12 protein-coding genes are annotated in these 14666 nt (G+C 29.7%); 6 read left to right on the plus strand and 6 right to left on the minus strand.

What is annotated here, in order from left to right; genetic code table 11:
- Window position 1: 1 nt before the first annotated feature.
- From J3359_RS03835 to J3359_RS18370, 3 genes are all read right to left on the minus strand, one after another.
- The gene (locus tag J3359_RS03835) at window positions 2–1297 is read right to left on the minus strand and encodes a tetratricopeptide repeat protein (protein WP_208079430.1); all 1296 of its coding nucleotides are present in this window, start codon (window positions 1295–1297) and stop codon (window positions 2–4) included.
- A gap of 104 nt (window positions 1298–1401) precedes the next feature.
- Window positions 1402–1974 carry a DUF4331 family protein gene (locus J3359_RS18365; RefSeq protein ID WP_208079431.1) on the minus strand — a complete coding sequence of 191 codons (573 nt, stop codon included), beginning with the start codon at window positions 1972–1974 and terminating at the stop codon, window positions 1402–1404.
- A gap of 26 nt (window positions 1975–2000) precedes the next feature.
- Window positions 2001–2654 carry a DUF4331 family protein gene (locus tag J3359_RS18370; RefSeq protein ID WP_208079432.1) on the minus strand — a complete coding sequence of 218 codons (654 nt, stop codon included), beginning with the start codon at window positions 2652–2654 and terminating at the stop codon, window positions 2001–2003.
- Between the two features lie 192 nt (window positions 2655–2846).
- Between J3359_RS18370 and J3359_RS03850 the strand changes: the two genes are divergently transcribed.
- The 4 genes from J3359_RS03850 to J3359_RS03865 all read left to right on the plus strand — a co-directional run bounded on the left by J3359_RS03850 (window position 2847) and on the right by J3359_RS03865 (window position 6467).
- On the plus strand, window positions 2847–3665 hold the full coding sequence (locus J3359_RS03850) for an ion transporter (protein ID WP_208079433.1): 819 nt from the start codon (window positions 2847–2849) through the stop codon (window positions 3663–3665).
- Between the two features lie 2 nt (window positions 3666–3667).
- The gene (miaA, locus tag J3359_RS03855; RefSeq protein WP_208079434.1) at window positions 3668–4582 is read left to right on the plus strand and encodes a tRNA (adenosine(37)-N6)-dimethylallyltransferase MiaA; all 915 of its coding nucleotides are present in this window, start codon (window positions 3668–3670) and stop codon (window positions 4580–4582) included.
- Entirely contained in the window at window positions 4582–5865 is a 1284-nt protein-coding gene (locus J3359_RS03860; RefSeq protein WP_208079435.1) for a DUF2254 domain-containing protein, read from the plus strand. Before miaA ends, J3359_RS03860 begins: the two co-directional genes overlap by 1 nt.
- 80 nt (window positions 5866–5945) lie before the next feature.
- Window positions 5946–6467, plus strand: coding sequence for an OmpH/Skp family outer membrane protein (locus J3359_RS03865; protein ID WP_208079436.1), 522 nt, complete (start codon window positions 5946–5948; stop codon window positions 6465–6467).
- A gap of 192 nt (window positions 6468–6659) precedes the next feature.
- Here the strand turns inward: J3359_RS03865 and capB are convergent, their stop codons facing one another.
- The 3 genes from capB to J3359_RS03880 all read right to left on the minus strand — a co-directional run bounded on the left by capB (window position 6660) and on the right by J3359_RS03880 (window position 11384).
- Entirely contained in the window at window positions 6660–7907 is a 1248-nt protein-coding gene (gene capB, locus J3359_RS03870; RefSeq protein ID WP_208079437.1) for a cysteate-C-fatty acyltransferase, read from the minus strand.
- A 241-nt stretch (window positions 7908–8148) separates the two neighbouring features.
- On the minus strand, window positions 8149–9144 hold the full coding sequence (gene capA / locus J3359_RS03875; protein ID WP_208079438.1) for a cysteate synthase: 996 nt from the start codon (window positions 9142–9144) through the stop codon (window positions 8149–8151).
- 125 nt (window positions 9145–9269) lie between these two features.
- Window positions 9270–11384: a S9 family peptidase gene (locus J3359_RS03880; RefSeq protein ID WP_208080406.1), complete on the minus strand. Its 2115-nt coding sequence runs from the start codon at window positions 11382–11384 to the stop codon at window positions 9270–9272.
- Window positions 11385–11529: 145 nt separating this feature from the next.
- On the opposite strand from J3359_RS03880, the gene J3359_RS03885 reads away from it, so the two are divergent.
- Window positions 11530–11853, plus strand: coding sequence for a YbaB/EbfC family nucleoid-associated protein (locus J3359_RS03885; protein WP_208079439.1), 324 nt, complete (start codon window positions 11530–11532; stop codon window positions 11851–11853).
- A gap of 197 nt (window positions 11854–12050) precedes the next feature.
- Window positions 12051–14663 (plus strand): AsmA-like C-terminal region-containing protein, encoded by a 2613-nt coding sequence (locus tag J3359_RS03890; RefSeq protein WP_208079440.1) that lies wholly within the window; start codon window positions 12051–12053, stop codon window positions 14661–14663.
- Window positions 14664–14666: the final 3 nt, after the last annotated feature.

A 14666-nucleotide genomic window follows, 5' to 3' on the forward strand; every position in this document is an offset into this window, starting at 1 on the left:
TTTAAATACTTTTTAGTTCTTTTTCAACTAAAGGACCCAATTCATATACTGCTCCAAGTAACTCTTTTTTTATTTTCGAAGCCTCTTCTTCTCTACCATTTGCTTTTAAAATATAAGCAGTGTGTAACATTGCTTCTGGTTCGAAGGTTTTATTAATTACATAATTTTCAGAAATTTGTAAAGCTTTTTCTTTTTCACCATTTTTATACAGAGACCAAGCTAATAAATCGTAAGATTGTGCTGTTGGTCTTTCACTAATTTCTTGCTGCGCAATTGTTAATGCTTTCTCTTTACTTTTGGCATCTTCTGCATATAATAAAACATCGTATTTATGGTACATAACTCCATAATTTGTATCTTTTACTTTTAATAAATACAAAGCAATTTCTTTTTCTTTCATATTGTTTTTACCTATAAATTCTGCTATTTCTGCTTTTAGTAAATGGTAATCTGGTGCTGCATGTTCTTTGGTTACACTTTTTAAAATTCGCAATGCTTCTTTTGGATTTCTCTCATAAGAATACACAATCCAAGCGATTCCTTTTTTTGCATAACTGTCGTTAGAGTTTAATTTTAAAGCTTTTAAATAAGCATTGTAAGAATCTTCAATTCTGCCTGCATGACCATAATAATCTGCTAAATTTGTATAATTCCATTGCATTAAACCTTTGTTATTAGAAGATTTTGCTATTTCTAAAGATGTTTCTAAATATTCAATTGCTTTGTCTAAGTTTCCTATATGATCGTTGTATTTAGAAAGTCTAATTAAATAATCGAAATCTTTAAAATTTCTAACTTTTGTTAGGTGTTTTTCTACAGTTTTTAAATTTCCTAATTCTAGATTTACATCAACTAACATATAGTGTGTAGCTTGTAATTTTTCTCCATTTGCCTCTGCTTTTTTAAGTAATTCTAAAGCTTCTTTAAATCTATGCTGGGAAATGTAGTTTCTTGCCAAGCTTCTTAAATATCCTGCATTATTGTAATTCGTTTTTTCGTTTGCAATAATTAAGTTTTGTTCTGCTTCTTTTAAAGCTTTAATATTTCCTGTTAATTGAAAAATTGAAGAATTAGTTGCTGCTAATTTTGCATTGTAAGGATATTGGTTGGGTGTTTCTTTTAGCTTCTTTTTCCAAAAGTTATATTCTAGAATAGTATTTTCCAGAGATTCGTTCTTTTCAGTATTTAAAAAAGAGTTATAATCTGCTGGGTTTGTAATTTTTTGGTTTGTTTTTGTATTGCAACTAATTGCCATTGAAAAAGTTACAAATAATAAAATTAGTTGGATATATTTCATTTTTTGTATTTTTAATAGTTAAATAACTAGCACATATTCCCCTAAACATGCGCTAGTTTGAATGTTGAGATTAAGATTTCTCAACTTTTATAAATTTCTACTTTCTACCAAGGAGAAGCTAAGTAAGGAAAACTTGTTAAGAAGTCTTTATCGTTTGCACTTACATTATCGTCAGACAAAGTTGGGTTTTCAGAATTTGTTAACCCATCTTCACCTCCAAAGATTAGAATTAATTCAACTGTAATTACATCATCTGCTAAAGCTCTACCAGATAATGTATTTGCTGCTACACCATCAAAAAAAGTTGTTTTTCCATCTAAAGAAACATTTAAAACATCTGTTGCTAATAAACCTGTAAAAGCTGCTGCATCTTGTCCTAAAGCATTTTTATCTCCAGGATTTGCAAAAGCAGGGCTTAAGCCTTTTAAATTTGTTTCGAACATCGATTGGAATTTTGCATTTTGTTGAGAAGGAACTGTTACATTAAATTCGTCCTTTTTATTTGCAGATACAAAAACAGTATTAACTGCTGGTCTACCCATTTGATCTTTTTGCATATAAGTTCCAGAAAAATCTGGTCCTAATGGTTCAGAATCGTTATCTTTTTTACTACAACTTACCAAAATTAAAGAGGTTATAACTATTGCTGTGGTGTATTTTATAAAATTAAATTTCATGATATTTGTTTTTTAAATTCGTTAGATTATTGCTTTACTTTAGTTTCTACCCAAGTGTTAATTTTCCCTTTCCCACCAACTCTAGCTTTTGGAACTTCTACAACAATAGATAAAACATTGGTACCTTTAAAAGTATCTGTACCTGGATTGTTAAAAGCTGTTGCTTTTCCACCAATAATTTCTCCATATCTAGCAAAATCCATAAAGAAAGGATCGTCTCTTGGTCCTGCAAACATCTTCATTCCATTTGCTTCTGCAACAACTGCATTAGAACCATACTTTGTAATTGCTACACTCGATGGTAAGATAAGTGAGTTAATGCTACTTGTTAAACCTGTAGTACTTGGCGCAACAGGTCCAAAGAAATACATTTTGCCATCTCTTGGTATTGCTTGAATTACTAAATCTTCTACATTGTCGTTATTAGTATCAATATTAAATTCTACTAAAACATTTTCATCAAAAGATGCTCCTGCAGTTGCAGTTGGTGCTAACAAACCTTGTACATTTGCTACAAAAACCAAATTACTTGTGTTTTCTCCTTGAAAAGCATAGAAATCTGTAATATCTGCTGTTGTTCCTTTTGCTGCTGGCGCATCAATATGGTCGGCTGCAACAACTGTAATTAAACCGACTATTGCAATAATAACGGTTCCTAATAAAATTTTACTTTTTTTCATTGTGTGAGTTTTTAAGTTAATTATTAATTGAATCTCATATATACTTACGAGGAAATTGTAAGTACGGTTTTAAAAAAAGTACTTTATTTCTATTTTATTTTGAAACCCCTTGTAAACACAAAGAAAATTAATAGAAATTATTTTTAAATTCAGTAAATAATTGTAGTATTGTAGGAGAAAACAAACACAAATTTGAATAAATCAGAGAATAATACGTCTTGGAAAGAGAAACTTCATGAAGTTATTTATGAAGCAGACACAAAAGAAGGAAAACTTTTTGATGTTGTCTTACTTATTGCCATAGTTGCGAGTATTATATTGGTAATGTTAGAAAGTGTAAAAAGTTTTGATGATAAATATCATAATTTTTTAAATATAAGTGAATGGATAATTACTATCCTGTTTTCAATTGAATATATATTGAGGATTATATCTATAAAAAAACCATTCAAATATATTTTTAGTTTTTATGGAGTTATAGATTTCCTCTCAACAATACCTAAATACCTCTCTATTATATTTGTTGGTTCTCATCATTTTGCCGCTTTTAGAGCTTTACGTTTGTTACGTGTTTTTAGAATTTTAAAATTGGCCAGATATGTAGGCGCTTCAAATAAATTACTTTTAGCTTTAAAAGCAAGCAAAGCTAAAATTGCCGTTTTTATATTTTTTATCGTTATTATATGTATTATTCTTGGAACTATAATGTATATGATAGAAGGAGATGAATATGGTTTTACAAGCATTCCAAGAAGCGTATATTGGGCAATTGTTACATTAACCACAGTTGGCTTTGGAGATATTGCACCCCAAACACCTCTTGGACAATTAATTGCAAGTGTTATTATGATTTTAGGATATGGTATTATAGCCATTCCTACTGGTATTGTAAGTTCGGAAATGACAAAAACAACTTTAGATATTAATACACAAACTTGCCCTACTTGTGCTGCAGAGAAACATAAAGACAAAGCCAAACATTGTTACAATTGTGGAAGTAAATTAAACTAAAAATGGCTTCTAATAATTATTTAATTACCATTGTTGGCCCAACAGCAATAGGAAAAACAGCACTAAGCATAAAATTGGCGAACGCTTTTAATGCAGCTATTATTTCTTGCGATTCTAGGCAGTTTTACAAAGAAATGACCATTGGAACAGCTGTGCCAAATACAGATGAGTTAGCAGCTGCAAAACATCATTTTATACAAAATAGAAGTATTTTCGAAAGTTATAATGTAGGTGAGTTTGAAAGAGATGCGTTATCTAAACTAGAAGAATTATTTCAACAAAACCCAGTACAAATTATGGTTGGTGGAAGTGGTTTGTATGTAGATGCTGTATTAAAAGGCTTGGATTATTTTCCAGAAGTAGATCCAAAAATAAGAGAAAACCTAACCAAAGAACTAGCAGAAAAAGGAATTGAAACGTTACAAGAAAGATTAAAAGAGTTAGATCTAGAAACTTATAATTCAATTGCAATCGAAAATCCACATCGTTTAATGCGAGCTTTAGAGATTTGTATTGGTACTGGAACTCCCTATTCTACCTTTAAAAACAAGCCGAAAAAACCAAGAAATTTTTCTTCAATTAAAATTGGTTTAAATGCAGATAGAGAAATAATTTACAACAGAATAAACCAACGTGTAAATTTAATGATGGATGCTGGTTTGTTAGAAGAGGCAACAAAATTATACCCTCACAAAGAATTAAATGCTCTACAAACAGTTGGGTATAGAGAATTATTTTCTTATTTTAATGGAACATTTACCAAAGAATTTGCCATTTCAGAAATTAAAAAAAATACCAGACGTTTTGCAAAAAGGCAGTTAACTTGGTTTAAAAAAGATAAAGACACCCTTTGGTTCGATTATAAAACCGATGTAAATGCAATTATGGAAGAAATTAAGAAAAAGATAAAAAATTAATGAAAGACAAATTGCTAAAATTGCTCTATAAAGCATATAATTTAAAAGATAAAATCGCTTTTTTTCCATCCATAATTGCTATTGCAGGAGCTATTTTCGCGTATATAATGATGTATTTAGAAAACAAAGGAATTTCTAAGTACATTCTTGAATTTCTTCCAGAATTGGTTATAAACGACACAGAAACTGCAAGAGCTATTTTAACGACTTTTATTGGTGGTTTAATATCTATAATGGTGTTTAGTTTTTCTATGGTAATGATTTTGCTAAACCAAGCATCTAGTAATTTTTCGCCACGTTTATTGCCTGGTTTAATTTCTAATCGAAGACACCAAATTATATTGGGTATTTATTTGTTTACGATTATCTATTGTATTTTTATTTTAGTTTTTATAGAACCTTCAGGAAAAAAATACCAATTACCAGGTTTTTCTGTTTTGCTTTCTATTTTCTTTATGGTAAATTCCTTAGCGGCTTTTATCTACTTTATACATTCTATTTCACAAGAAATTCAAATTAATAATATTCTTTATAATATTTTTTCTTCTTCGGAAAATAGATTGAAAAAAATTATAGAGAAAGAAAAAGAAATCGATAGTTCTAAACCAAATTCTAATAACTGGACTACATATAATGCAAAATCTTCTGGTTATTTTAATACCATTTCAACAGAAACATTACTACACATTGCCAAAGAAAATAATATTAAAATAGAAATAGTTTCTAATAAAGGTTCTTACTGCAACGAAGATGCAATACTTTTTAAAGTAGATAAAAAAATAGATAATTCTATAATTGAAAAAATTTACTCAAATTTTAATTTCTCTAAAAGTGAATTGATTGACGATAATTATCTACTCGCTTTTAAGCAAATAACCGAAGTTGCTGTAAAATCAATGTCACCAGGAATTAACGATCCAGGAACCGCAATTAACGCGATAGATTACCTTTCTCAATTATTTATTCTACGTGTACAAAAACAAGATATAGACTTAGTACAAGAAAAGAATACTATTTTAATTATTTTAAACTCAGTAAATTTTAAAGATTTAATTTATAATGTAATGGCACCATTGAGAACCTATTGTACTCATGATGTTATTATTGTTAGAAAATTATTAGTCTTGTTAGAAAATTTGAAAAAGAAAGCCACTTTAAATACGTACAAAGAAGTTGTTAATAATGAAATAGACCTATTGTTAAAAGATGCAGAAAGAGAGATTGCAAACAAAAATGACTTTAATAAACTGAAAGAGTACATTTCTAATTCAAACAAAAATTAAAATTTAACTTTTTTTATACGATTGATATTTGGGTAAGTCACTCGCTTTTATATCTTTGTTACACAAAAAATAAAATAATAATGAAATTTAAAATTACACTTTTTTTAATTGCTTTTATAAGCATTAGTTTAAATGCACAATCTAAAGTTGGCACAGTAAATAGCGATTATATTATTAATATAATGCCAGAAGCAAAAACCGTAGTTACCTTATCACAAGCCTATGCTACTAAGTTAGATTCTTCTTTTAGTATTAAAGTAAAAGATTATAAAGCTAAAATCGCAGACTATAAGTCCAAAGAAAAAGAAATGGGCGAATTGATGAAGAAGACAACTCAAAAAGAGTTAGTTGCCTTGGATCAAGATATTCAAAAATATCAAGAAAATGGAAATAAATTAATGCAGTTAAAAAGAGATGAGTTAATGCGTCCTCTTTATAAGAAATTAAGCAATGCAATCGCAGAAGTTGCGAAAGCAAATGGTTATACTCAAATTTTAACAACTTCTGGAAATGAATTTGCTTACATCGACGAAAAATTCGACATCACAGAATTAGTCATTAAAAAATTAGGGATTACAGTTCCAAAGCAAACAAAAGAGTAATTTATTTATTTTTGATGAAATTATCTCAAACAAAAAAGGACTATCTTAAAAGTAAGTTTAGTTGCCATTTTTAACGAAGTCGAAAAATATAAAATATTGAAATTCAATAAATAAAATTTATCCACTACAGTATCGAAATGACAAATTTTAATATTTTTAAGATAGCCTCTTTTGTATTATAAAAAAGTAAAACTACACCAATGCTGCTGCAGTTTTTTTATAGGTTCCATCTTCTAATTTTTCTCTAATTGCAGAAAAGGCAGTAATGGTTTCGTCTATATCTTCTTGTGTGTGTGTTGCTGTTGGAATTAATCTTAAAATAATTAATCCTTTTGGTATTACTGGATACACAACAATAGAACAAAAAATTCCGTGGTTTTCACGTAAATCGTTAACCATTGCCATTGCTTCAGGAATATCTCCTTTTAAAAACACAGGGGTAATACAGGTTTGTGTAGTTCCTAAATCGAAACCAGCATTACGTAAACCAGATTGTAAAGCATTAGTGTTTTCCCATAATTTCTCTTTTAATTCTGGCATTGTTCTTATCATATCCAAACGTTTTAATGCACCTTTAACCATTGCCATTGGCAACGATTTTGCAAACATTTGCGAACGTAAGTTGTATTGCAAATACTGAATAACATCTTTATCTCCTGCTAAAAAAGCACCAATTCCTGCCATAGATTTTGCAAACGTTGCAAAATACACATCAATATCATCTTGAACGCCTTGTTCGAAACCAGTTCCTCTTCCACCTTTTCCTAAAGTTCCAAATCCATGCGCATCATCTACTAATAATCTAAAATTATATTGTTTTTTAAAGGCAACAATTTCTTTTAAACGACCTTGCTCTCCACGCATTCCAAAAACACCTTCAGAAATTACTAAAATTCCTCCTCCAGTTTTTTCTGCCATTTTTGCAGCACGTTTTATATTCTTTTCGAAACTTTCCATATCGTTATGACGATACACAAAACGCTTTCCTGCATGTAAACGAACTCCATCTATAATACAAGCGTGTGTGTCCATATCGTACACAATAATATCGTTTTTTGTTACCAAAGCGTCTATTGCAGACATAATTCCTTGGTAACCAAAATTTAATAAATAAGCTTTTTCTTTATCTACAAATTCTGCACATTCACGCTCTAATTGTTCATGAAAAGGTGTATGGCCAGACATCATTCTTGCGCCCATTGGATAAGCCATTCCGTGTTCTAAAGCAGCTTCTCCATCAACTTTTAAAACTTCTGGATGGTTTGCCAACCCTAAGTAATCGTTAATACTCCAAGTTACAACTTTTTTACCATTAAAAGACATTCTATTAGAAATTGGGCCTTCTAATTTAGGAAAAACATAGTATCCTTCTGCTTGTGCTGCCCATTTTCCTAAAGGACCTTTGTCTTTAATGATTCTATCAAATAAATCTACCGCCATTTTTCAACTGTTTTTGAGCGTGCAAAGGTAGCAAATAAATAGCGTTATTCAAATAGAAGAAGATTGGTGGATTTTGTATGGTTGTTTCATAAAGATTAAACAGAGATTTACAGAAGTCTTATGAATTGTGAGACTTTATCAATAATTTAAAAAGACACGTATTTCACAAATGTTCTACGAGTTAATACACTAAGATTACAACATAAAAAAACTTTGCGACTTTGCGAGAAAAAACAGATTTTTAGAGAAATCCTTGTTTTTTCATCCAAGAATCGTTGTAGATTTTATTTTGATATCGAGAACCATGATCTGGAAAAATTAAGACTACAAAACTATTTTTATTAAACATATTTAAAGCGTTGTATTGTTTGGTAGCTTGGATTACTGCTCCTGAAGTATATCCACAAAAGAGACCTTCTTTTTTTACTAATTCTCTTGCTGCAAAAGCAGATTCTTTGTCAGATACTTTTTCGTAAATATCTATCACATCAAAATCTGTAGCTGTAGGAATTAATGTTTTTCCCAAACCTTCAATTTTATAAGGTTTTATTTCATTCGTATCGAATTCTCCAGTTTCGTGGAATTTTTTTAATACAGAACCAATGGCATCTACACCTAAGATTTTAATATCTGGGTTTTGCTCTTTTAGGTATTTTCCTGCTCCAGAAATTGTACCTCCTGTTCCACTTGCGGCTACTAAATGTGTAATTTTACCAGCTGTTTGTTCCCAAATTTCTGGACCCGTGGTTTTGTAATGTGCTTCAATATTTAATTCATTAAAATATTGATTGATATACACAGAATTCTTCGTTTTCTTGTGAATCGTTTTGGCTACTTCATAATAAGATCTTGGATCGTCTGCAGGAACGTTTGCTGGACAAATATGCACTTCTGCACCCATTGTTTTTAGTAAATCGATTTTATCTTGAGAAGATTTATCGCTCACTGCTAAAATGCATTTGTAGCCTTTTACAATACTAATCATTGCCAAACTAAAACCTGTATTTCCTGAAGTAGTTTCTACAATTGTTGCTCCTTTTTTAAGAATTCCTTTTTTTTCTGCATTGTTAATAATATGTAAGGCAATTCTATCTTTTGATGAATGACCAGGGTTAAAAGCCTCTACTTTAGCGAAATAAGAACCTTTTAAATTCTTAGTAATTCTTTGAAGTTTAATTAATGGAGTCTCCCCTACTAATTCTAAAATACTATTATTTATCCCTTTGTTTTTAATCATTCTATCTTTTACTCAAAAAAAACTCACAGAGTTTATTGTGCTGAATTTAGTTCAGTATAAAACCTGTGAGGTTTTCTTTTATCGCTTGCAAAAGTACATTTTCGAAATGAAATATAAAATTGATTTTAAGGCTTAATTGGCTCTGTATCTAATTTGTTTTCTAAAGCTAAGAAAAACGTGTAATCTTTTGCAGTTTCTTTTAAAGCATCAAAACGTCCTGAAGCGCCTCCATGACCAGCTTCCATATTTGTTCTTAACATTAATAAGTTGTTGTCTGTCTTTAATTCACGAAGTTTTGCCACCCATTTTGCAGGTTCCCAATATTGTACTTGCGAATCGTGAAAACCAGTGGTTACCAACATATTTGGGTATGCTTTTGCTTCCACTTGATCGTAAGGTGAATATGATTTTATATACTCATAATATTCTTTATCATTCGGGTTTCCCCATTCGTCATATTCTCCTGTTGTTAAAGGAATCGAATCGTCTATCATTGTAGAAATTACATCTACAAAAGGTACAGCTGCAATAATTCCATTGTACAATTCTGGATTCATATTTACAACAGCACCCATTAATAAACCACCAGCAGAACCACCCATCGCATATAAATGTTTTGGTGAGGTATAGTTATTTTCAATTAAGTATTTAGAACAATCTACAAAATCGTTAAAAGTATTTTTTTTATGCAACATTTTTCCATCTTCATACCATTCTCTTCCTAAATACTGACTTCCGCGAATGTGAGCCAAAGCATACACAAAACCTCTGTCTAAAAGGCTTAAACGTGTTGTTGAAAAACTATCAGGAATTGTATATCCGTAAGAACCATAGGCATATTGTAATAATGGCGTTTCAGCGTTTAATTTAGTGTCTTTATGATACACCAAAGAAATGGCCACTTTTTTTCCATCTCTTGCTGTTGCCCAAACACGCTTGCTTTTGTAGTTTTCTTTGTTAAACTTTCCTCCTAAAACTTCTTGTTCCTTTTTAACTTCTTTAGATTTAACATCCATATTAAAATCAATTACAGAAGCTGGTGTTGTAAAAGAGTTATACGAATAACGAATAATATTGGTATCGAAATCTGGATTCGAATACACACTTACAGCATACGTTTCTTCATCAAAAGGTAAATAATAATCATCTTTCTCGTCCCAACGTTTTATGCGGATTTTATTCAAACCATTATTGCGCTCTTCTAACACTAAAAAATCTTTGAATATCGAAAAATCTTCCAATAAAGTATCTTCTCTATGTGGAATTACATCTACCCAATTTTCTTTTTCAGTTTTAGAAACAGGCGTTTTCATCAATTTAAAATTGGTTGCGCCATCTTTATTCGTTAATAAATAAAAATCGTCTCCAAAATGTGCCACACTATATTCCAAATCACGCTCACGAGGTTGTAACATTTGTAGGCTACTTGCTGGTTTATCTGCATCTAAAAACTGAGCTTCAGTAGAAACTGTGCTATAAGAACCAATAATTATGTATTTGTTTGATTTTGATTTTGTTACATACGTTCCAAATGTTTCGTCCTTTTCGTGATATACTTCTACATCTTCAGCAGATGGTGTTCCTAAAACATGTCTGTAAATCTTAGAACTTCTTAAAGTTACTGGATCTTTTTTGGTATAAAAAAACGTTTTATTATCATTCGCCCAAACAGAACCTCCAGTTGTATTGTCTATAATATCTTTATAAATTTCGCCAGTTTCTAAGTTTTTTACGCGTAAAAAATACTGTCTTCTACTCACGGTATCTGTTGCAAAAACAGCCAATTTATTATCATTCGAAATATTTAAACCTCCTAATTGATAATAATCGAAACCTTTTGCCATTTCATTTACGTTAAACATTACTTGTTCTTCGGCTTCTAAAGTCTCCTTTTTTCTACTATAAATAGGATATTGCATTCCTTTTTTATAGCTAGTTATGTAAAAATAACCATTGTCTTTATAAGGTACAGAAGAATCGTCTTCTTTAATTCTACCTTTCATTTCTTCGAATAATTCTGCTTCGAAACTTTTGGTATGTGCTGTAACCTTATTATAATAAGCATTTTCTGCTTCTAAATAATTAATTACTTTTTGAGTTTGTTTATCTTTTACTTCTGCTAGTTTTTGTTTGTCGGACAAACGCATCCAAAAATAATTATCGTTTCTAACATCTCCGTGTTTTTCTAAAGTAGTTGGTTGTTTGTGTGCTATAGGTGCTTTTGCATCTGTATTCTTCATGGTTTCATTTTTACAAGCGACAGCAAAAATAAGACTTAATAACGTAGATAATATAAATATTTTCCTCATTTTTAGTTGGTTTTAATTCTTTGTAAATTTAGTAAATTTGCATCAAAATAAATTGTAAAATTAAATTCATAAAATTATGTTCGGAGATATTTCAGGAATGATGGGTAAATTAAAGGAGGCACAACAAAAAGTTGAAGAAACCAAAGTAAGATTAAATTCGGTTTTGGTTGATGAAAGTTCTTCTGACGGAAAAGTAAAAGTAACTTTAACAGCAAACAGGCAAATTAAAACAATTTCTATTGACGATTCTTTACTTTCTGATACAGAAGAATTGGAAGATTATTTAATTCTTACTTTGAATAAAGCCATTGAAAAAGCGACTACAATTAACGAAAATGAAATGGCGGTTGCTGCAAAAGCTGGAATGCCAAATATTCCTGGAATGGATATGTTTAAGTAAGCTTTGAAGTAGCATTAAGATCGCTTCGCTTTTAGAATTAAGTATAAAAACTTGATTGTTACTAATTAATAAAAGTTTGTAATTAATAGTAAACCTATTATTTTTTATGGATTTTCAAACGAGTTACATTTAACATCATTTAAACAAAAATACCTCTGTGAAAGGGGTATTTTTGTTTTGTAACAATACTTGTAATAATGAAAACAGAAAAAGCAAAGAAATCTACTGCTAAAAAAATAATAAAATGGGTTGCAATTACGCTGTTAGTTTTACTAATTGGGCTGATTTCTATTCCGTTTTTGTTTAAAGATAAAATTGTTCAAATGGTAGCAAATACCGTGAACAATAGTATAAATGCTAAAGTTACTTTTAAAGAAACCGATTTAAGTTTGTTTCGGAATTTCCCTTCAGCAAGTTTAACCATTAACGATATTGCTGTAATAAATAAAGAACCATTTCTTGGAGATACTTTATTTAATGCCAAGGAATTAAACCTTAATTTAAAAATAACAGAACTTTTTAAAAGTACTGATAAAACTTTAGAAATTAAAAGTATTTCAGCTGAAAATGGTGAGGTACATATTATTTTTAATAAAGATAACATTGGGAATTATGATATTGCTTTAAAGAATGAAAACACGCAAAAAACATCAACTGAAAGCTCACTTTCATTAAATATTCAAGAATATAAATTAGAAAATATGCGTTTTAATTATGTTGATGAAAGTTCGCAAATAAAAATGAGTTTGGATAGCATTTATCATACAGGAAAAGGAAATTTCGCAAAAGATATTTTAGATTTAGATACAAAAACCACCGCAAAAGTTTCTTTTGATGTGGAAAATGTAAACTATTTACAAAATGTGGCCATAAAATTAGAGGCTGTTTTAGGAATCGATTTAAAAAACTTAAAATATACATTTAAGGAAAATACGGGTTATATCAATCAATTGCCTTTAGAATTTGATGGCTTCATTCAATTGGTGGATGAAAATCAGTTGTATGATATTACCTTTAAAACACCAACATCTTCTTTTAAAAACTTGTTAGCTTTGGTTCCAAAACAATATTCAGGAAATTTAGCATCTGTAACCACAGAAGGGAATTTCGATTTAAATGGAACTGTAAAAGGAACGTATTCTAAAACTACAATCCCAAAATTAGATATTTCTTTTATCTCTAAAAATGCAATGTTTAAATATGCAGATTTACCAAAAGCAGTCCAGAACATTAATTTGAATGCGAATATTATCAACAAAACAGGATTTGCAAAAGACACGTATGTTGCTATAAATAATACATCTTTTAGAATTGATAAAGATGTTTTTAACGCAAGTGGAAATATTTCGAACATCACAGAAAATGCCAATACCAACTTAAAAGCAAACGGAACTATTAATTTGGCAAACATTAGCAAAGTATATCCTGTAAAACTTAAAAACCAATTAGAAGGAATTTTGAAAGCAGATATTACTACAAATTTCGACATGAATTCTGTTGATAAAGGAAATTATCAGAATATTAAAAATAAGGGAAATATTACTATTTCTAATTTTAAATATAAAGGAGAAGATGTTGCAAATGAATTTATTATTGACAATACCTCAGTAACATTTAATGCAAATACCATTAAATTAGAAGAATTTAACGCAAAAACAGGTTCTTCTGATTTAGACATTTCTGGAAATTTAGAAAATTTATATGGCTATTTATTTAAAAATCAACAATTAAAAGGAAATTTCACTTTAAATTCTAACAATTTTAAAGTAGATGATTTTTTAGCCAAAACTGAAGAAAAAACAACTACTACAACTTCAAAAGCCTTAAAAATTCCAACTTTTTTAGATGTGAAATTAAATGCAAAAGCAACCAATGTGGTGTATGATAACATCACTCTAAAAAACGTGGTTGGTAATTTATTTATTAAAGATGAAACTGTAAGTCTGCAAAATGTAAGTTCTACTATTTTTAATGGTACAATGGGTTTCAATGGAAAGATTTCTACCAAAGGAAATAAATCGAATTTTAAGATGAGTTTAAAACTGCAAGAATTAAACATTGCAGCATCTTTTTCTCAGTTAGAAATGCTAAAAGCCATTGCTCCAATTGCAAAAAGTTTAGAAGGTAAAATAAATTCTACAATTAATGTTTCTGGAGATTTATCGGAAGATATGACACCTGTTTTAAACTCAATTTCAGGCGATTTATTGGGACAGTTATTAAACACAAAGCTAAAGGTAGCCGATTCTAAAGTATTGAGTGTGATTGCTTCTAAAGTCAATTTTTTAGATGTAAGCAAACTAAGCTTAAACGAAGCAAGTGTATTATTTACATTTAATAATGGAGAAGTTTCCGTAAAACCCTTCAACCTAAATTACAAAGATATTGGCATTCAAATTGGTGGAAAACATGGTTTTGACAATACTATGAATTACGATATTGTATTTAATTTACCCGTAAAATATTTAGGAACCACTGTTACAAATGCCATTGCAAAATTAACTGCAAAAGATGCAAATGAAATTAAAACAATTCCAGTAAATGCGAATTTAACAGGGAGTTTTTCAAGCCCTAATTTTTCTACAAACATTAAAGGTGCGACTTCTAATTTAATGAAAACCATTGTAGAGAAGCAAAAACAAAACTTACTTAACAAAGGGAAAGACAAAATTTTAAACTTGTTAGGTGGCAATAAAGACAACCCAAAAGATTCTACTAAAACAAAAGAAACAACGAAAGACAAAGTAAAGGACGTTTTAGGTAGCCTTTTTGGGAAGAAGAAAAAAGACACCATTAAAAAGAAAAACTAATTT

The sequence above is a fragment of the Polaribacter cellanae genome (assembly GCF_017569185.1).
GTDB classification, from domain to species: Bacteria; Bacteroidota; Bacteroidia; order Flavobacteriales; family Flavobacteriaceae; genus Polaribacter; species Polaribacter cellanae.